Source organism: Panacibacter microcysteis (genome assembly GCF_015831355.1).
Lineage (GTDB): Bacteria > Bacteroidota > Bacteroidia > Chitinophagales > Chitinophagaceae > Panacibacter > Panacibacter microcysteis.
In genome coordinates this window covers 1182411-1201521 of the sequence record NZ_JADWYR010000002.1, presented here as the reverse complement: position 1 = coordinate 1201521, position 19111 = coordinate 1182411, and the positions used below count along the sequence as shown (strand labels likewise).

Annotated in this window: 18 protein-coding genes; 3 read left to right on the top strand and 15 right to left on the bottom strand. The window is 41.2% G+C overall.

The genetic code is table 11. The features are described from left to right. Positions 1–173: 173 nt before the first annotated feature. The 14 genes from I5907_RS16865 to I5907_RS16805 all read right to left on the bottom strand — a co-directional run bounded on the left by I5907_RS16865 (position 174) and on the right by I5907_RS16805 (position 15118). The gene (locus I5907_RS16865) at positions 174–674 is read right to left on the bottom strand and encodes a hypothetical protein (protein ID WP_196991972.1); all 501 of its coding nucleotides are present in this window, start codon (positions 672–674) and stop codon (positions 174–176) included. 146 nt (positions 675–820) lie between these two features. Then, positions 821–2332: a serine hydrolase gene (locus I5907_RS16860; RefSeq protein ID WP_196991971.1), complete on the bottom strand. Its 1512-nt coding sequence runs from the start codon at positions 2330–2332 to the stop codon at positions 821–823. 660 nt (positions 2333–2992) lie between these two features. Beyond that, complete coding sequence (locus I5907_RS16855; protein ID WP_196991970.1) at positions 2993–3385, bottom strand: VOC family protein; 393 nt, start codon at positions 3383–3385, stop codon at positions 2993–2995. Between the two features lie 314 nt (positions 3386–3699). Continuing rightward, positions 3700–4353 carry a hypothetical protein gene (locus tag I5907_RS16850; protein WP_196991969.1) on the bottom strand — a complete coding sequence of 218 codons (654 nt, stop codon included), beginning with the start codon at positions 4351–4353 and terminating at the stop codon, positions 3700–3702. 953 nt (positions 4354–5306) lie between these two features. Next, complete coding sequence (locus I5907_RS21825) at positions 5307–5438, bottom strand: hypothetical protein (protein ID WP_283016289.1); 132 nt, start codon at positions 5436–5438, stop codon at positions 5307–5309. A gap of 271 nt (positions 5439–5709) precedes the next feature. After that, a complete protein-coding gene (locus I5907_RS16845) occupies positions 5710–6222 on the bottom strand; it encodes a hypothetical protein (RefSeq protein ID WP_196991968.1) in 513 nt (170 codons plus the stop codon). Positions 6223–6519: 297 nt separating this feature from the next. Then, positions 6520–6972, bottom strand: coding sequence for a hypothetical protein (locus I5907_RS16840; RefSeq protein ID WP_196991967.1), 453 nt, complete (start codon positions 6970–6972; stop codon positions 6520–6522). Positions 6973–7232: 260 nt separating this feature from the next. After that, on the bottom strand, positions 7233–7913 hold the full coding sequence (locus I5907_RS16835; protein ID WP_196991966.1) for a hypothetical protein: 681 nt from the start codon (positions 7911–7913) through the stop codon (positions 7233–7235). A gap of 235 nt (positions 7914–8148) precedes the next feature. Beyond that, a complete protein-coding gene (locus I5907_RS16830) occupies positions 8149–8736 on the bottom strand; it encodes a hypothetical protein (protein ID WP_196991965.1) in 588 nt (195 codons plus the stop codon). A gap of 1052 nt (positions 8737–9788) precedes the next feature. Continuing rightward, on the bottom strand, positions 9789–11855 hold the full coding sequence (locus tag I5907_RS16825) for an alpha-ketoacid dehydrogenase subunit alpha/beta (protein ID WP_196991964.1): 2067 nt from the start codon (positions 11853–11855) through the stop codon (positions 9789–9791). A gap of 46 nt (positions 11856–11901) precedes the next feature. After that, positions 11902–12513, bottom strand: coding sequence for a fumarylacetoacetate hydrolase family protein (locus I5907_RS16820; RefSeq protein ID WP_196991963.1), 612 nt, complete (start codon positions 12511–12513; stop codon positions 11902–11904). Between the two features lie 115 nt (positions 12514–12628). Continuing rightward, complete coding sequence (gene pth / locus I5907_RS16815; protein ID WP_196991962.1) at positions 12629–13204, bottom strand: aminoacyl-tRNA hydrolase; 576 nt, start codon at positions 13202–13204, stop codon at positions 12629–12631. A 266-nt stretch (positions 13205–13470) separates the two neighbouring features. After that, the gene (locus I5907_RS16810; RefSeq protein WP_196991961.1) at positions 13471–14088 is read right to left on the bottom strand and encodes a 50S ribosomal protein L25; all 618 of its coding nucleotides are present in this window, start codon (positions 14086–14088) and stop codon (positions 13471–13473) included. Between the two features lie 76 nt (positions 14089–14164). Continuing rightward, complete coding sequence (locus I5907_RS16805; RefSeq protein ID WP_196991960.1) at positions 14165–15118, bottom strand: ribose-phosphate pyrophosphokinase; 954 nt, start codon at positions 15116–15118, stop codon at positions 14165–14167. 72 nt (positions 15119–15190) lie between these two features. Here I5907_RS16805 and radC point away from each other — a divergent pair, with 72 nt between their 5' ends. The 3 genes from radC to I5907_RS16790 all read left to right on the top strand — a co-directional run bounded on the left by radC (position 15191) and on the right by I5907_RS16790 (position 17201). Continuing rightward, positions 15191–15880, top strand: a complete 690-nt coding sequence (radC, locus tag I5907_RS16800) for a RadC family protein (RefSeq protein WP_196991959.1) — start codon at positions 15191–15193, stop codon at positions 15878–15880. Positions 15881–15886: 6 nt separating this feature from the next. Then, the gene (locus I5907_RS16795) at positions 15887–16396 is read left to right on the top strand and encodes an AAA family ATPase (RefSeq protein WP_196991958.1); all 510 of its coding nucleotides are present in this window, start codon (positions 15887–15889) and stop codon (positions 16394–16396) included. A gap of 217 nt (positions 16397–16613) precedes the next feature. Next, complete coding sequence (locus tag I5907_RS16790; protein ID WP_196991957.1) at positions 16614–17201, top strand: DUF6992 family protein; 588 nt, start codon at positions 16614–16616, stop codon at positions 17199–17201. Between the two features lie 75 nt (positions 17202–17276). Here the strand turns inward: I5907_RS16790 and I5907_RS16785 are convergent, their stop codons facing one another. Continuing rightward, on the bottom strand, positions 17277–19085 hold the full coding sequence (locus I5907_RS16785; RefSeq protein ID WP_196992476.1) for an alpha-amylase family glycosyl hydrolase: 1809 nt from the start codon (positions 19083–19085) through the stop codon (positions 17277–17279). Positions 19086–19111 lie beyond the last annotated feature (26 nt).

Genomic DNA, 19111 nt, shown 5'->3' with positions numbered 1-19111 from the left:
TTTTTTATGGCATCGCCTGTTGTGTCACTCACTTGTACGGTTGGTTTTCATGGCATCAACGAAGCGGTATTGCGGTCAACGTAAAGGGTGGTGTAAATACAGGTTGTTAACTCGCAGCGCCTCTTTCCGGAGACGCTGCTATAACGGGAATATTAAAAAAGTGACCAAGCACTCTATATCTTCAAATATGTTGAGAGTTCTCCCTTATCATCTGCTTCTATTGCTTTTTTTAACTCAGCATTTATTTTCACTTTGTTTTTTTCTTCTTTCGCATAAGCAATAATCAACTTCACAGCGTTGAGTTTTATCATGTTCTGGTCTTTCGCATTTTCTTTATTTTCCAGTACATACTTTGTCATTGCGGCCATGTACAGGCCTAAAAGATCATCGCTCTTTTTAGCAAATTTTGTTGCCTGCTCATCAAGCGTAAAATTATAATCCGGCGTGCCAGACATCCATTTGATGATGTATTGCATTGATCTTAATCTGCCAGCATCATTCTTTTCCAGCGGTGTTGAGAAGAGATAATTTGCGGCTTGCAAAGCGGCATCATCAGCTGTTACATTAAAATCCTCTTTTTTATCAATGCTAATCGCGTCAAAGTCTGGTAAATTTTGTGCGAACGAAATGTGGCATAACAAGCCGAATAGTAATCCGAAAAATAGTTTTTTCATTTTAGAAGGGTTTTATTTGTTGGCAATAAATATACAAAGCTTAGAATAATAAACTGGGAAGCAGCGTATAAAACAATTATACACTTTCTTGTGGACTGTTCGCTTTTCGCATCTTCCCTTTCACGAAACGCCGCAGGTTGAGGAAGCTACTGCAAAAGCTGTCGCAGTACTTTCTGCGCGTTGTCATTTTTTGGATTCAGTTCTATCGATCGCTGATACATCTTAATCGCTTCCTCCTTTTGCCCATCAGCCAATAATGCTTCACCATAACTGTCATAGGCGTTCCAGCTATCCGGGAATAACGACACGTTTAATTTTAGTGTTTCGATGGCCTGCTTATACAAATGTTGTTCCGGCAACTGGTAGGGGTTACTGTTGCCCATAAAGTCGTACCCGAGCGAGTTCATTTCATCTTCACTCAGGTAATAATTAATGGTGTCTTTCTGCAAATTTTCCAATAACGCTTTGGCAGCAACCGCGCCTTCGTTCCGTAAAGCGATGCCGTACATTCTCGCAATACTTCTCCGCGGCATGTCAACATGCCTGTTGTTGAGCAGCATCATTATTTTGCCGGCCGTTTCATGGGCATTAAAATGCATGTTGTCAAATACAATTACCGTTTGTTGTGTGGTAATATTCCGCATGATGTTTGCGCTTAGTCCCATAGCCGCTCCGCTGTGATAAACCAGCTTACCCATCGAGCTGTCTTTTTCTATTTCCCAGCCCAGACCAAATTCGTCACGATTATTTTCCCCGTTGTTCAACTTCACGGGTACAAAAGCCGCTGACAGGGTTTGTTGTTTCAGCAACACATTCCTGTAAAGTGCCTGGTCAAACTTCCATAAATCGCGCATTGTACTAATGTAATCACCAAAGCCATTAAAGCCGTACGAATGCCAGTATGCTTTTACATAAGCAATCGAATTTGATTTCACGGGCAGCGAATCGTACAGGTGCAGATACACGTGCGGGAACGAAAAGTTTTGTATGGCTACGGTATTAAATTGTTTAGGCAGCGGAAAAAATACCGTCTCTGTCATACCTGCCGGTGTAAGAATATTTTTTTGAATATAGCTTTCATAACTCAGCCCCGAAAGCTTTTCAATAATCAGCGCCAGTACCAAAAAGTTGATGTTGTCATAGTTCCCGTTGTCGCCGGGCTTGTATACCAGCGGTTGTTTATTTGCCACAACACCCGGAAGAAAATCCCTGTTGGTAAAAACCCTTTGCGGATCTTTTTCGTGGTATTTGTCAAAGAATGCATTGTATGGCGGCAACCCGGATGTATGCGAAAGTAAATGCCTGATCGTTACATCCGCATAAGGAAATTGAGGCAGGTATTTCGCAACAGCATCTGTTATTTTCAGCCTGCCTTGCTCATGCAGTTGTAAGATCGCTGTTGCCGTAAACAGTTTGGATATGCTCGCTATAGGAAAAGTAATCGTTGGCCTGTTGGGGCTATGGTCAGCCAGATCAGCATACCCGAAAGAATGCTCGTAAATAATGTTGCCTTTATCGATCACCAATACGTTGCCGCTGAAATCCTGGTGCTTCACCAATGCCTGTACAAAGCTGTCAATAATGTGTTGTTTGGATTGTGCCTGAGCAAAAAAGCCTGTAAGTGTAAGCAGGCAACTGATAACAAGCATTTTTTTCATGTATCAAAAGTAGGTTTGGTTAGTACAACTGCTGGTTGTTGATGCAGGGTGTATTGCAGATCATACACCAATATACATTGCATACAAGAATGTTCAAACGCCCGGTATAAAAATAAATTACGTAAACATAATAGTTGTAACCGCGAATTAACATTCGCGTTTTTTTCTTAATAAGTCATTGAACGTTTTATGGCTAAAAGCATCGGCTGTAGCAGGATAGCATAGAAAGGTATGAAACCAGCAGCAATTTTTAGTTGCACTGAATGCTTTAGCTATTGTTGTTTCAGCAGTAGCATTTACTTGCGTGAAAACTAAATATGGTTATTGTATCAAAGGCAGTTTTTAGTTGCACTGAATGCTTTATATATTATTGTTTCAGCGGTAGCATTTACTGGCGTGAAAACTGAATTTATTTATTGTATCAAATGTAGTTTTTAGTTGCACTGAATGCTTTATATATTATTGTTTCAGCGGTAGCATTTCATGGCATCGCCTGTTGTGTCACTCACTTGTACGTTCGGTTGTTATGGCATCAGCGAAGCGTTATCGCAGGCAACGTAAGCATAGATTTTTCGGACTGACATAAGTTAGTTCAATCTTCCCTTTTCACATTGATCTCGGGAGGTATTTCGCCAAACACAAAAGCTGAAATTTGTCCTGTTATATCTTTTTCTGTATTTGCCAATAATGCCCAAATGGATCCTTAAACATTCCCTGCCTGTATCCATAATCATGATCTGTTGTAGGATTAATTTCTGTTGCACCAGCCTTAATAGCTTGTTGCATAATCTCCTCCACGTCAGGAACGAATAACCCGATAACTGCAGTTACGCCTTTGGCGCTTACAGGTTCAAGCGCATCACGCATGGTTTCGTGAACATGAAAAATGGCGCCGTTGATTTCCAGTTCCGCTACATGAATGCTTTCATCATCATTTCTAAAACAGAAATTTTCAGTAGCGCCAAATCTTGTATAAAATTCTATGCTCTTTGTTCCATTTGGAATATGTAGTTCAGGTGCAAAGTGTGTGCTGGCCCCGGTTGATGTTATCATTTTTTTATTTTGAAGTTACCACTTTTTGTTTCCACAGATTCCGCTGTTGAGGGTGGTGCCTGTTGTTACACATACAATCATGTATTTATTTTGCTGGGTAAGGTATTTCACCCAGATGTACATTGATTGATAGCTGTTGTTTTTTTGCAGCCATAACTTTGTTCCGGATGATTGTTAAAAGTAAGTATCGCTACTTCCAGTCGTTTTTCTTTTACTTTCATTGATGTCGGAACACGCCAAATCGTTTAAATCACCCGCAGCGTTCCATTCAGAGATGCCGAACAGACGGAAACGATGTTGTTATGTAATGTGTTCTAGTCAGGCAAAATTTTTGATGTGTAATCCGTCACAAAACTTCTAAGAAAATTGTCAATATACTCATCGCTATTACCTTCTTTTTTTAGCTTTGCTTTAGTTTCCTTGTATTCTTCAGTTTTTTTGTATTCTTCAAACTGTTTGTCCTTGAATTTTTCATATTCTTCATAATCAAACTGCTTCGATTTGATGTAGTCACCTTTGTCAATTTCTAAAAGGAAATATTTTTCGTATGTAGAACCATAGCCCATGTGAACATAGTTTACAATTTTTCCATGAGGTAGAACAAGCAATCCGGTTAACCAGTCAACCTTTACATCTTTTTGTTCCGGAAAAACTTCTTCCATTACACTTTTCCATTCGTCATCATGATTGTTTTTATCCGTTGTGTTTATATATATAATTTGAATGTCTTTTACAAATAACTGATTGTCTCTGACTTCAAATGTTGCAACATATCCCCGCCAAAGAGCTGATGATATTACACCTCCTTCTGGTCGTCTCTCAGGATTTTTTTCAAAAAAAGCTTCTAACGGATTTGAGAGAAGAGCATATTCTTTACCATTAAAGAATATCTTGTCAGGATATTGGGCTGTAGCAAAACTTGTTAAGTATAAGGCCGTACTTATGATTGTTGTAATTAAGAATTTCATTTTTTATGTTTAAGGTTTCATATGTTTTAATACTGTATACAATATTTTTGATCAGGTAAAATGCAAGTATCTTTCTTTTTTTGACCAGCTTACTAAATAGATGATTGTTTCCTGTTCAATTTATTGATTGCTATTAAATCTTTTTGTTAAAACTGGCGCAAATGCTTAAATGAAAATCTGATTCTTTACATAGAAAACTATTGTTTCATAAAAGCCACATTGCTCGCAGTTCATTTTTTCTCTTTCATTAACGCTGATAAACCAAATGGAGAAATTACATTGATGTTCCATCCGCGTTTGTTGAATCTTGTACAAATGCTTAACCGAAATAAAAGATTTGTTACCAGCAACAGTTTTTCATGGCATCGCCTGTTGTGTCACTCACTTGTGCGTTCCGTTTTTATGGCATCAACGATACGTCGTAGTCGGCTGTGTTTAAATGAATGTCTGGATAACATCAATTCGTTTAAACCATCCGCAGCGTGCCTTTCAGGAGATGGTGCGGATATTGAATTGCTAGTTATTCCATACCGCAACAAATAACGCAAGTACAAAATTGAAAAATAAATACCCAAAACCTATTAGTTTACATTTCCCTTCCAAATTTGAGCCTTTATACTGACTGATTGCTTTCGCCAACACTTTCTTTGGAAATATGAATTTCATCAACAAGAACACGGTTAGCAGGCATACTAAAAATACAACTACATATATTTCCTTTACCTGGTCACTTTTCATTAAGTCAATATTGGTAGCAAAAAGTAGTAGTTGAATAATATGTATAAAAACATTTAACCCGATTAAATTTAAAGCGTTTCTGTATTGATAAGAATTCCTTTTCGATAAGCCGAAATCGTTACCATCACAGGCTTTGTAAGCTATGAATAGAATTAGTCTTTTGTTCATGGATTGAAAGGCGGTTATAAATAACAATCATTTCTGTCATAGATTGATCAAAATACAGCGTCTCTTTCAGGAGACGCTGCGGAGACTGAGGCAAGCCACGCATTTACAAGCGGGGTGGTAAAAATCTTCGTGATGTTCTGTACATGTGCAGCATGAATGCCATGAAAAAACTTGTTCAAATTCTTCGTCTGTTTTTTCAGGTATCAAAAGTGTTGTCGGTCTGTCCATACTGATGGTCTGTAAAATAGCCGCTAATGTCCAGGGCTTTTTGCTGTTGGGATATTTACCAATGTCCTGCCCGGTACAGCTGCTAAATTCATAATTAAATGTTCATTGTTTGTACAAAAGGTCAAAGGTGTTTGTCCTGCTGAAACTGAAGACTGGCTTTGCTTTTAGTTGAAGATTATTGGTCAAGCCCTAATAGAATAAAACCCCCTGTTGGTGGCAGTTTTAGTCCTGCCGTTGTAGCCAAACTGTTCTATCAATTTTTGCTGTGTCAATCGAAGTCTCCATTTTAAAAATAAACAATATTGGTCTATGAAGTACAATTTGATAATCGTTGGGGTGTGTACCTCCGCCAAAAGCACCTTCATTTACATAGCGTCTGATAATTTTTATTTTTGGATTGTCTTTTTTTACATAAAGGATTGAAGCTTCTGTCCAAACTGAAAAGAATAACCCCAAAGTCCAAAGTCCGAAAATAACAAGTGTTGCAAAGCCAATTAAAATTGAATAAAACCAAGCAGATGAAACATTTTCTTTTCGTGATTTATGAATTCTCTTAAAAATTGTCCTACTTACTGCGATTACAAGTAAAATGTAAATGACAAAATAAAAGAGCGTCCTGAAGCCTGTGTCCGTAAAATAAATCGGGATAAATTGTCCAACTGTAAAACAGAAAATACAAAATAGCATTATGAGAAATGAAATATTGTAAGTTCTTTTTAATGTTGTTTGCTCCATTGATCTGTGTCGGATGATATTTTAAAATCGTAGGGTCGTTAAAAATTGCCACTAGCGGTTAGGTATTTGCGAAGGCTTGGGAATAGACAACCGTCCGCCGGAACAACAGCCCAGCTTTTTGATAAAGTTAAATATTAAGAACAAAAGCTGGGCTTTATTCGTCAAGCCCTGAACCGCAGTACAGCAGAATTACCGCTGCTGATTGTTTCAATGTCAAGCCCCACTATTGGCAATACCAATGTTGTAGGCAGTTTTGCTCACTGTTAATTCATTGTCGTTAAAGCCAAGAATGTCTAATTATGAGTTTTTTATTTTCAATATTCGCAATGTTAAACAACCAACAAATGTTGTCAAACAACTTGACAGCCAAAGCCAATAACCCAATCCAATGCGTTTTATTGGATTATAATGTCCAGCTTCGTTTTCAATTATTGTCTGAAATTTTAAAAACGAAATACAAAATAATAATGCTGTCAAACTAAATAGCCAAGCAGATTTTTTATTCTTTGTCAACAATACCCAACTTACAATCAAAAGTGGATTTGCCAACCAAGCTATTGCTGCACCACCAGTCGACATTGCGAGCCAGCCAATTAGCAATGCTTCAATTGAAGTCCTGCAACCGTTGTCTGTACAAAAGCAAACATTGAAAAGTGAAAGAACAAAAAGTCCAGTCCCGCCAATTAACACAAGTGTCTTTAACTTGGATTTTTCCTCAACCAAAATTTGTTCATCGTCTGAAAATGGCATATTGAGAAATTTCTTCTGGTTTCAATTTGCGTTAGGGTATCGAAATAAATTGCCTACAACGTTCGAGGCTTTGTGCAGTAGGGGAATTAACCAACTGTCCGCCCGGAACCGAAGCTAAATTTATAACTAAAAGCTGAAGTTTAGAACTACTGCCCGGCAGAATTAAGTCCGCCGAATATAAAGCTTGGATATGTACTGCCGATGATTGCTTCAACGTCCAGCCCCAATTGCACAAAACCTTTTGTTGTATGTAGTATTTGTTAGAGAGGCTTTAGAGAAATCCAAGTCAAGCAGTCCAAAATTTTATCATTAATTTCAGATGGCTTGGTCTCAATTTTACTTGTTCTATTTAGTTCTTTTTTTGAGGTAAAAAACACCTTTTCAACCATAACCTTTTTAACCGAAATTGAATACGGCTTAAAGATTAGGTTTATGTCCGAACACAATTTTGATTTTTCAATGAAACGTGAAATTGTTGAATAATTGCTTATTTTATCACTTTTCCCAAATTTCATCCTGTAATTTTTTGTCAGATATATCGCAATGTCTCCATTATTTACAAGCCTCCCAAAGTAAATTGATTTTAACGAGTCCATTTTGTAATCTTTGGAAGCAAATGGTAAAATTATTCTTAAATGTTCCATTCGTTCTCTGTATGATGTTTGGTTATCTTTTCCTATGAAATCCAATGAAACATACTTCCCGTCTTTCGAGTCACTAAAAATGCAGGTGAACTTTGATGTGTCCTTACCAATAATTAAAAAGTAACCCTTTGCACTTTTTCTGTATGCTGAACCTGCAATTTCATCTGTTATTATCTTGCTACCAACTGTTGTGTCCGGAAGGAAAATAGAATTGTCCTGAATAGGTTTTGGGTTTCCGAAATTGAAGGAAAGTGTCAAACCAAATGCAAGTAAATATTGAAGTGTTGAGGTTATCATAGTGGTTGAATAAAATTACATACAACGGTCAGGGCTTGGCGAAGTGCGGGACATCTGCGTTCCGTCTGCCTGGCTTACTGAATTTGATTAATGTTTAATTCTTCAAGTTATAGATTTTTGTTTAATAGCGTTCGGTCAGCCGGTGCAAAAACTTAATTGAAAAAATGCAGTTGAAGAAAAAGTTCCGTTAGCCCGCATTTTTGCCAAACCCCTTGTTGGTAGCAGTTGTGCATCGTTACTCCCCTTGCTCTAACTGAAAAGCTTGTCGCACCAAGTAGTGCCGCATTTCTTTATTAGTCTCTGTTTTCAGACGCTTGTAAATGTCAACGTACTTATTACTGCGATTAATAAAATCGTCGGTCGAGATGAATGAGTCAAGCCACACAGCAAAATCGGATAGATCTGGCTGAGAACTTGAATAATCGACAGCGTCTGTATATTCCGGCCTTGTCAGGTTGGAACTATGCCACATGTCATGCGGTGATATGTGTCTGCCGAAGAATTTGTCAAACCAGTAGGGGTTAGAGCAAAAAGTGTGAAAGGCTTTTTGTTCTGCTATATTTACCTTACCACATTTGAAAAAAATAATTGTTTGTTCAAATAAAAACTCTGGAAACCCGGCATCGTCTGGAAAATTTTTGTCGAACCACTTGAGGTATGTCAAACCATCGGTATAGTCCCCCAACTGAATGAAATATTTTGTCGGCAAGTAACGAAGTCCACGGCTGTCGTCATAGCAGCCAAACTTTCTTTTCTCTGAAGAAAGTGTCCGCTTAATGTCAGCGATTTTTTTCTTTGCTCTTTCAATTTGTTTCGGTGTCACGATTTCTGTTTACAATTGCTACCAACGTTCAGGGCTTGCTGCAGTTGTGGTATTAGTATTCCGTCTGCACGGCACCGCCGCTGATTGATGATTTAAAAGTACAAGTTAAGAACTAAAGCCTAATAGCAATCCGTAAAGCCCGAACTGAAGTCGAGTAGCGAACGGCGGAAGAAGGTTCCAACGTCCAGCCACATTTGCAGCAAACCCATGTTGTATGCCGTTTTTCTCAGCTTCCATTTCAGTTGTTTTAGTAAAAAAAATCAATACTGATGAAGGCCGGGCGCAGGTCAAAGACTGCGTCTAAGCGTAATAAGCCAAAGAGCAGTCATAGTTTGATTGTAGTCGGTTTTGCATATCTAAGACTTGTCTGCTCGTCTTTCAATTCTTTCATAATCATTATTTTTTACTTATCTTTTAATCGATAGTACCATCGAACTGCGAAAAATCCTGGAATGAAGAACATTAAGAAGAGGATAATAATTCTTAATAAAATATGTCCGAAAGAAACTTCTCCAAAATCTTTTGCGATATATATTCTATAGTATAAGGTCCGTGCCATCGCATTAAATAGTGCGAACAAAAAAATAAAGATGTAACCTTTTCTTGTCATTTGTCGTGCTAATGTATGTGTCATAACCATAAGACGGTTAAACCTTTGATTATGTCTTGCGATTTATGCTGTTTTTAAATACTTCTCAATTAAAGTCTACCTGTTTTAATTTGAAGAGGGTCGAAGTAAATGGCATACAACACAAATATAAAAGCAATACTTCAACATTTTAATAAATCATATATCAATGAATTTCATCACTGTTGATCCGCCGTTTTGATATTATAGGGTTGCTATAATCCACTGTTTAATTTTTCTCTTATTTGTTAAACAACGACCAATAAGTGGTAAAGCCAGTTGATGCGCCGGGTGACCGGATGAAGCGCATCGCTACAGTCGCCATAACAACCGAACGCACAAGTGAGTGACACAACAGGCGATGCCCAATGATACCATAGCCGGCTACCTGGAAATTAACCGGCTGTTCAATAGATTTCAACAATCAGTAGCTGAATAATTGTTGCAGCCTGTCAATAAGTTTGGCAGGGGTGGGGAGCATGGCGGCTTCAAGCGCAAGATTGATGGGTACAGCGGGCAGGTTGAGCGCACCCATTACTTCTACCGGTGCATCCAGGTGCATAAAGCAGTTGTACGTGATTCTGTGGGCCAGCGCTTCGGCAAAAGAATTGTTTTGCTGTTCTTCACTCAGTACTAGGCATTTGCCGTGTTTGCGCACCGTATCAAACACCAGTTCTTCATCAAGCGGGAAGAGTGTACGCAGATCAAGCACTTCCACACTGCCGGGGAAATTGGCGGCAGCAGCTTTGGCCCAGTAAACGCCCATGCCATAAGTGATGATACAAACGCTTTCGCCTTTGCTTACTTTGTTGTTGTCTGCTGGTAAAACAATGTTGGCCTTGCCAAGTGGTAAAATATAATCGCGGGAAGGTTGTATGTTTTTGGCTTCTTCGGTGCCGGGCACTTTGCTCCAGTAAAGTCCTTTGTGCTCGAGCATTACCACCGGGTTGGGGTCGTAATATGCGGCTTTCATTAACCCTTTCATATCTGCGGCATTAGACGGGTAACAAACCTTGATGCCTTTGATGCTGAGCAGGGTAGATTCCACGCTGCCGCTATGGTATGGGCCACCGCCGCCATAAGCACCGGTGGGCACCCGCAATATCATGCTTATGGGAAACTTGCCATTGGAGAGATAGCAGGATTTGGAGATCTCTGTCACCAGTTGGTTAAAGCCGGGATAGATATAGTCAGCAAACTGTACCTCTACAATAGGTTTAAGCCCAACGGCCGACATGCCAACGGTAGAGCCTACGATATACGCTTCCTGTATGGCGGTATTGAATACGCGGTGATCGCCAAATTTCTCTGCGAGTGTTGCCGCTTCACGAAATACACCGCCAAGCCTTCTGCCCACATCCTGCCCGTACAAAATACATTCGTCGTGCTGCTGCATCAGTTCTTCAATGGCAAACAATGCGGCATCAACCATCATGATCTTTTCACTACCTGCAGGGCTGCGGGTACCGGTTTCTTCCATAACTGTTGTGGGGGCAAATACATGTGCCTCTACGTTTGCAGGTGAGGGCTCTTCTGCATTGCGGGCCTCTTCAAAAGCCTGCAGCGTTTCTTCTATTGCTGCTGCTTCTATGCTGTTTATTTCCAGCCCGGTGAAACCGTGGCTTTCGAGCATGCTGCGCATTTTCGGATAAGGATCACGCAGTGCATGCTCTTCGAGGTTTTCTTTGGTTCTGTAAAATTCTTTTCTTACCCCGCTGGTATGGTGGCCGAGCAGGGGTACTGTGGCGTGCACCAATACCGGTTTGCGGATGTTTCTTACAAATGCAAGCGCCATACGCATGGTATCGTAAGACGCGGTAAAATCTGAGCCGTCGACCTGCATTTTATGCATGCCGGGAAAACCTTCTGCATATTCAAAGGCATTCATGGCACGTGCCTCTTCGGCCGTTACACTAATGCCCCAGTTATTATCCTGTACAAGAAAGATGATGGGTAATTCTTTTAACACCGCAAACTGGAACGCTTCACTTACCTCACCTTCGGTAACACTGTTGTCTCCGAGGCTGCAGATGACAACAGGCGGTTCATTGCCATCGCCACGGCGGTAGAGTGGTGAATTTGCCTGTTCGAGGTATTGTATGCCCTGCGCCACACCGGTGGTGGGAATGGCCTGCATGCCGGTGGCACTGCTCTGGTGTATGATGACGGGTTTGTGCTGATCCCTGCTGGACGGATGACAATAATAAGAACGGCCACCCGAAAACGGGTCACCGGCTTTTGCCAGCAGCTGCAGCATAAGCTCGTAAGGTTTAAAACCGGCAGCGAGCATCAGGCTGTCATCCCTGTAATACGGGCTGACATAATCGCACGGGAGCAGTTGTAAACCGGTGGCTATTTGTATGGCCTCGTGACCTTTGGATGTTGAATGCACATATTTGCAAACCTGGCGGTTGTTTTCATAAATGTCTGCCATGCTGCGTGCAGCAGCCATCAGTCGCCAGGCTTTAGCAAGTGTGTTTTTGGTAAACATGCGCAAATATCCGTAGGTGCAATGAATAAACGGGGCGGGTAGCAGATTATTTCACGATGAGTGAAAATACTCTTTTGCTTTCCAGGTAACCTGTGAGTTCGTCGCCTACTACACATTCACCAACACCGGCCGGGGTTCCGGTAAAAATGAGGTCTCCAATGTTAAGGGAAAAATACTGGGATATGTTAGCCACTATTTTATCGAAGGAGAAAATCATGTCATTACTGGTTCCGCGTTGTACTGTTTCGCCGTTGAGATCCATTGAAAAGTTGAAGGGTTTTTTCAACAGGTCTGGTGTAAGGTCAGTCCATTCACCTACTATGGCTGAGTTGTCCCATGCTTTTGCTTTTTCCCATGGCAGGCCTTTTTTCTTAAGTTCCTGTTGTACATCTCTTGCCGTAAAATCAATACCAACAGTGATGGCATTAAAGTATTTGGCGGCAGCATAATCGGGAATGTATTTGCCGTTTTTTGAAACGCGCAGCACAAGCTCAGCTTCGTAGTGAAGCTCATTGGTAAATTCCGGGTAGTAAAAATGTACGTGTGGTTGAATTAAAGCACTTTTGGGCTTTAAGAAAATCACTGGTTCGTCGGGAATGTCGTTATGTAGTTCCCTTGCATGCTCTGCATAATTGCGACCAACGCAAAATATTTTCATAGATTCAGATTCTGTTTTAGGGTAATACAGGAACGTTTGTTTCCATAAGGTAATCAGTTATAGCCGTTTTAGTATATATGTCCTTACCGCAAGATAAAACATGCAACTCACTTAATTAAATAAATTCCGTTTTATTTATTAAGTTCATTGTTCTTTCAATGCCGTTAGTGGAAAAGCTTTCAATGGCTTCTATACATGCCTGTACTTTTTTTGCAACCACTGCAACTTCTTCAGGAAACCATTTGCCCAATACAAATTCTACCTGCATGCCACGCGGGTAATTGTTGCCAATGCCAAAACGCAGTTTGGGATATTTGTCTGTAGCAATGGTTGCTTCAATGTCTGTAAGACCATTGTGACCACCGCTGCTGCCTGATGGTCTGAGCCTGATTTTACTAAGCGGCAATGCAAGATCATCAACGATAGTAAGCGTGTTTTCAACAGGTACTTTTTCTTTATCCATCCAGTATTTAAAAGCTTTACCACTCAGGTTCATATAAGTGGTGGGCTTTATGCAAATAAAGATCTTTCCTTTCCATTTTATTTCTGCTACTTCTGCCAGTCTTTGTGTAGTGAATGTGCCGTTATGTTTGAGCACAAAAGCCGTTAGCACATCAAAGCCTATATTATGTCTTGTATGTGCATATTCTGAACCTATATTTCCCAGGCCAACGATCAGGTACTTTGACATAGTTTTCTTTTATTACTTACTGCCGGTTTTTATTGCCTGCAAAATAATACTTTCTGCAGCTATACTATTGATCAAACAATACAAGACATGTATTGCAGGCTGGTTGTTCCGCTATGGTCTTCTCGTTTGCTGAGTGATGCTTTGCAGTACAAGAGTGCGACGCAACGAAAGCTTCATGCCTGTACTACAGCCTGGCTCATAATATTGCTTTCATGCTAAAAAAAAACCCTGTACAATGTACAGGGCTGTAGTAATGTAGCTGTAGCTTATTTCTTTGCAGGAGCAGCTCCCTTTGCAGGTGCAGCGCCTTTTGCAGGTGCAGCAGCTTCTTCCTGTTTTAACTGACGTGTCATAACCACAGATGCAACAGAGATACGTGGAGAATTGAGGATTTCCATGTTTTCTGTTTTGATATCTTCCACACGAATGTTACCGTTGATCTCGAGGTTGGTAATATCTACCTCAATGTTTTCTTTCAGATCTTTCGGCAATGCTTTTACTTTGATGGTCTTCATTTTTAAAACCAGTTTACCACCGGCTTTAACGCCTGCTGCGGCGCCAACAAATTTTAAAGGCAGGTTTGCGATCACTCTTTTGTCTTCTACCAGTTCTAACAGATCAATGTGTGTAAGTGTGTCGGTAACTTTGTCGAACTGCAGGTCTTTTAAGATGCAGGTGTACTTGTTGCCATCTACATTTACTTCTGCCAGTTGAAATTCACCGGTATAAACCAATGGCTTTAAAGCCTTTGCCGAAGCGGAAAAACTCACTTCCTTGGCACCCCCGTAAATTACACCAGGCACAAGTTCCTGAGAGCGAAGCTGGCGGGTGGCTTTTTTGCCTAGTTCGGTCCTCAGTTGTCCTTCGATTGTAATTGATTTCATTGTTTTGTATTGTTTAATTTAGAAAAGACTTATGCAGGTGATATATCCTGTTTCAGCACTGCTTTACCCGGGCTGGTTATTTTTTACCTCTCAGTTGTGAGTGTATGAACAGGCTTGTGATACTTTTATTCTCATAAGCATTCCTGATTGCGATGGCAAAAAGGTCTGCTACGGAGATCACTTTTATTTTTGAAGACGGCTGCCTTAGCGGAATGGTATCGCAAACGATCAATTCTTCGAGCACGCTGTTTTCAATATTCTCATACGCTTTACCGCTTAAGATGGGGTGAGTACATAAAGCTCTTACGCTTCTGGCACCTTTTTCTTTCAGCAGTCCTGCGGCTTTTGCAAGTGTTCCGCCGGTATCACATATATCATCTATAAGAACAATGTCCCTGTCCTGCACTTCACCAATTACCACCATGCTGGCTATTTCATTTGCACGTTTGCGGTGCTTGTCGCAGATAACCATATCTGCATTAAAATAGCTGGCCACTTCTCTTACACGGTTGGTGCTGCCCACGTCAGGGGCCGCGAAGGTAAGGTTTTCAAGTTTAAGTTGCTCAATGTAAGGAATGAAAATAGCAGAGCTGTCGAGGTGATCGACAGGTATTTCGAAAAACGCCTGTATTTGAGGCGCATGCAAGTCCATGGTTATCACCCTGTTGGCGCCTGCTGCTTCGAGTAAAGTTGCAACAAGTTTTGAACCAATGGCCACACGTGGTTTGTCTTTCCTGTCCTGCCGGCTAAAGCCATAATAAGGAATTACGGCAATGATCTTGTATGCACTGGCACGCTTTGCTGCATCGATCATCAGCAGCAGTTCCATCAGGTTATCTGTTGGCGCAAAAGTGCTTTGTACCAAAAAAACATAATCGCCACGAATGCTTTCCAGGAAGATGGGCTGAAACTCTCCGTCGCTGAACTTCTGGATGTTTACCTTACCCAATGCTGCACCAAATCGTTGTGCTATTTTCTCGGCAAGCTCATGAGACCCATTACCGGAAAATATCTTTACTGATGGACCCATATAATTTAGATGTGCGGCGAAGATAAAAATTAGCAAATGAAATTGTATTTTGATACTTCATAACTTTTCAACATGCAGGGAACAAGTATAAAACATTGGGCAGAAGATGACCGGCCAAGAGAGAAGATGTTAATGAAAGGAACCGAGGCCCTGAGCAATGCAGAACTGCTCGCTATTATTATCAACAACGGCACAAAAGATAAGTCGGCGGTTGATGTGGCCAAAGAATTACTGGCTGTTGTACAAAATGAAATTTACCAGTTGGGCCGGCTAAGTGTAAAGGAGATGGTAAAGCTGAAAGTGAAAGGCATTGGCGAAGCAAAAGCCGTAACAATTGCCGCAGCGCTCGAGCTGGGTATAAGGCGCGAAACCGCAGACAGGAAGCGAACAACGGTAACGCATAGCCGTGATATAGCCGAGTTTCTGCGTGCAAAACTGCAATATAAAAAGCATGAAGTATTTGCGGTGGTCTTCCTCAACCGTGCCAATAAAATCATGCACTACGAAGTCATCAGCGAAGGTGGTATTACAGGCACCGTGGCCGACCCACGTATCATCTTAAAGAAAACATTGGAGCACGATGCGGTAAATATCATTCTCTGTCACAACCATCCCAGTGGCAGCATTAAACCAAGCCGGCAGGATGAAGAGATCACGCAAAAAATTAAAGAAGCTGCCCGGTTTCTCGATGTAAAAGTGCTGGATCATATTATCGTAAGCGAAGAAGGTTATTACAGCTTTGCTGATGAAGGTATTTTATAACATTGTATGAGAATAGCTTTAACAGGTGCACACCGCGTTGGTAAAACCTCGCTGGCCGAAAGCCTGCAGCAGGAACTGGTTACTTATGATTTAACGGCTGAGCCATACCACCAGCTTGAAGAAGCCGGTTATGCTTTTGCAGAAACACCGGGTACAGACGATTTCCTGGAACAGCTCAGCTATGCATTCAGGCAAATACGTAAAAGCAGGGGCAATACAATTTTCGACAGGTGTCCCATAGATCTGCTGGCTTACATTTATGCACTCGATCCTTCAAAAGATATCCGGTCGCTCTATGCACAGGTTGAAACCGCCATGCAGGCAATAGATCTGCTCGTCTTTGTACCAATAGAGAAGCCAGACCTCAACGTTTGCAGCGAACCAGATCTGCCGCTGTTACGAGCACAGGTCAATGACATACTGGAAAGCTGGATCAGTGATTTTAACATCACCATGATCGCTGTAAATGGCAGCCTGGCAAACAGAACACAACAGGTGCTCAATGCAGTTTTTTGAAAATGATGTTCCCGGCTTTTTAAACTAATGGCAGCACCTGTTGCGTCGCAGTCCGTTCATCTGTATCTTTTCATGGCAACTGTAGTCTGCGGTTACGGTCTCCACAATTAATAGAAATATCTTAAGGCATAAACAAAACGTCCGGCTTCATGTTGTCATCACATTTTTCAAACAAAACGGTTTGCATTTCGTATATGTAATGTAACCATGACATACCATGAAAAAGATCATATTTCTCCTTTGTATTGTGTATAGTAGTCAAACGTTGTCGCAGGACAGCTTGCAGGCGCTAAACAGCGTGCGCAACAAAACCACGCTTGCGGGTATGAAAGTTCTCGGTGGCTGGGGCGCTCTCAACCTTGGTGCCGGTATTGCCGGCTGGGCCACCAGTGAAAGAGGCAGTCATCAATACTTTCACCAGATGAACACATTCTGGGGCGCAACAAATCTGGGTATTGCCTTATTAAGTCATGCAGGTACACGCAAACGTATGCAAACAACTTTGGGTGTTGAAGAGAGTATCAAAGCGCAAAAGCAAATAGAGAAAATTTTCCTGGTCAATGGCGGAATTGACTTTGCATACATTGGTACAGGTATATACCTCAACACTCGCGGAAACAGCCGGAACAATGACCAGTTAAAAGGTTATGGCACCGCTGTTATTATGCAGGGTGCTTTTCTTTTATTGTTTGATTGCACCATGTACTCGTTGCTGCGCTCCAATGGTAAAAAGCTCAATGCCTTGTCCGGTAAAACTTCATTTAATGTTTCGGGTAGCGGGGTAGGGCTGGTATACAATTTTTAGTCATTTTTTAGTATGCCTAAAATAAAAACTGCTTCATACCTTTTGGCATGAAGCAGTTACGGTAACATTTTGTTTTTACTTCTTTAGTTCGAGCACCCACATTTCATTTGCACCAATCGAAAGTTTATCACCCATACTAAATTGTTGTTCATCGGCAACCCTGACAGCTTTGGTAAATCCTGCCGTGCGCTCTACATACTTTGTAAAGTCTATTGTTTGTGCAGCGTCTGACGTATTCATCACGCACATGATCGTTTGGTTATTGTCATACCTGAAATATACGTACAGATTATTTGCAGGCACGTACTGCATGGTATTTCCTGTTTTAAGTGCGGAGGAATTTTTGCGGAAGTTGCCAAGCTTTTTCGTGAGTTCCTGTACCGCTTTTTCATCTTCCGTAAGGCCCTGTTGGGTAAATGCGTTTTTTGTGTCACCACTCCACCCACCCGGAAAATCGAGGCGCACCCAGCCATCAGGATTACTGATGCCTTTCATGATCACTTCTGTGCCGTAATACATTTGCGGTATACCACGTGTGGTAAGCAGCCAGCTAATGGCCATTTTTTGTTTTGCTACATTTTCGTTTAATACAGAGAATATCCTCGACATATCGTGGTTGTCTAAAAAAATAACATTAGTCATCGGGTGTTTGTATAAAAAGTCCATACTCAATGTCTGGTATAGCCTTCCCGGGTTGTTCTGTGTAAGCGCAGGATATACACCACCAAAAAGCAGCTCAAAATCTATATCGCCGTTCAGGTTACTCTTAAACGGGGTGTTGATATTGTTCTCTGCAAAGTAAGCCTGGTTTACAATGCCTTCTCCCCATGCTTCCCCAAACATGGTAATCTTTGGGTATTCATCATACAATGCTTTATTGCAACGGTTCATAAAATCCAGGTCAACATATTTATACGTGTCAATGCGCCATGCATCAATACCAAATTCTTCCACGCACCAAATTGCATGTTGAATAAGATAAGTGGACATATATGCATTGCTTTGGTTAAGGTCAGGCATCATGTTGGTAAACCAGCCATCTGTCATTTGCCTTTTATCACTTGGTGCTGCATAAGGGTCAAAGAAGACCTGCTCTTTATAGTTGGGGTTGGTAAAAGTTGGCCACTGGTGTACCCAGTCTTTGTCTGGTGCATCCTGTATAATCCAGTGATATAAACCAATATGGTTATACACCGCATCCTGTATTAGTTTCATGCCGCGCTTGTGCAGTTCATCACTCAGTTTATGATAGGCTGCATCACCGCCGATGCGAGGTTCTATTTTATAGTGGTTGGTAAATGCGTAGCCGTGTTCTGTTCTGTCGGGCATATCATTTTCCAGTACGGGTGTCATCCACAGTGTGGTTACACCAAGGCTTTGCAGGTAATCGAGGTGATTGATTACGCCCTGTAAATCGCCGCCATGCCGCAGGAAAATTGAATCCCTGTTCAGTGACTGATCTCTCATGCCCGCCACATGGTCATTTGATGGATCGCCATTGCTGAAACGATCGGGCATCAGGAAATAAATGAAATCAGCAGGCTGTACACCCTGGGCATAGGTTGTTCCATTACCTTTTCTTCTTTCTTTTAATGACCATGAAACATCGTTTTTCTTATCCCCGTCAGTAAACCGGATTTGTACATTGCCAGGTTTTGCGGTGGGTGCAATAGTAATATCTACGGCCAGGTATTTTCCGTTGGGAAACTTGTGTGTACCTGTTATACTCACCCCGGGATAACTGATCTGTACTTTTTCATTACTAAAACTTTCATGGTCTGCACGAAAGATCAGCTGAATCTTATTATGCTTCATGCCAGTCCACCAGTTTGTGGGGTATACTTCAGCGTACTGTGCAAAACAGCATATCGAACAAAACAACATTAAAGCAGTGGAAAGAAATTTATACT

Excerpts from the sequence above, each read along its gene's own strand:
- I5907_RS16865 (WP_196991972.1), bottom strand. The coding sequence starts at position 674 with ATGAAAAAACTATTTTTCGGATTACTATTCGGCTTGTTATGCCACATT.
- I5907_RS16860 (WP_196991971.1), bottom strand. The coding sequence starts at position 2,332 with ATGAAAAAAATGCTTGTTATCAGTTGCCTGCTTACACTTACAGGCTTT.
- I5907_RS16855 (WP_196991970.1), bottom strand. The coding sequence starts at position 3,385 with ATGATAACATCAACCGGGGCCAGCACACACTTTGCACCTGAACTACAT.
- I5907_RS16850 (WP_196991969.1), bottom strand. The coding sequence starts at position 4,353 with ATGAAATTCTTAATTACAACAATCATAAGTACGGCCTTATACTTAACA.
- I5907_RS16845 (WP_196991968.1), bottom strand. The coding sequence starts at position 6,222 with ATGGAGCAAACAACATTAAAAAGAACTTACAATATTTCATTTCTCATA.
- I5907_RS16840 (WP_196991967.1), bottom strand. The coding sequence starts at position 6,972 with ATGCCATTTTCAGACGATGAACAAATTTTGGTTGAGGAAAAATCCAAG.
- I5907_RS16835 (WP_196991966.1), bottom strand. The coding sequence starts at position 7,913 with ATGATAACCTCAACACTTCAATATTTACTTGCATTTGGTTTGACACTT.
- I5907_RS16825 (WP_196991964.1), bottom strand. The coding sequence starts at position 11,855 with ATGTTTACCAAAAACACACTTGCTAAAGCCTGGCGACTGATGGCTGCT.
- I5907_RS16820 (WP_196991963.1), bottom strand. The coding sequence starts at position 12,513 with ATGAAAATATTTTGCGTTGGTCGCAATTATGCAGAGCATGCAAGGGAA.
- pth (WP_196991962.1), bottom strand. The coding sequence starts at position 13,204 with ATGTCAAAGTACCTGATCGTTGGCCTGGGAAATATAGGTTCAGAATAT.
- I5907_RS16810 (WP_196991961.1), bottom strand. The coding sequence starts at position 14,088 with ATGAAATCAATTACAATCGAAGGACAACTGAGGACCGAACTAGGCAAA.
- I5907_RS16805 (WP_196991960.1), bottom strand. The coding sequence starts at position 15,118 with ATGGGTCCATCAGTAAAGATATTTTCCGGTAATGGGTCTCATGAGCTT.
- radC (WP_196991959.1), top strand. The coding sequence starts at position 15,191 with ATGCAGGGAACAAGTATAAAACATTGGGCAGAAGATGACCGGCCAAGA.
- I5907_RS16795 (WP_196991958.1), top strand. The coding sequence starts at position 15,887 with ATGAGAATAGCTTTAACAGGTGCACACCGCGTTGGTAAAACCTCGCTG.
- I5907_RS16790 (WP_196991957.1), top strand. The coding sequence starts at position 16,614 with ATGAAAAAGATCATATTTCTCCTTTGTATTGTGTATAGTAGTCAAACG.
- I5907_RS16785 (WP_196992476.1), bottom strand. The coding sequence starts at position 19,085 with ATGTTGTTTTGTTCGATATGCTGTTTTGCACAGTACGCTGAAGTATAC.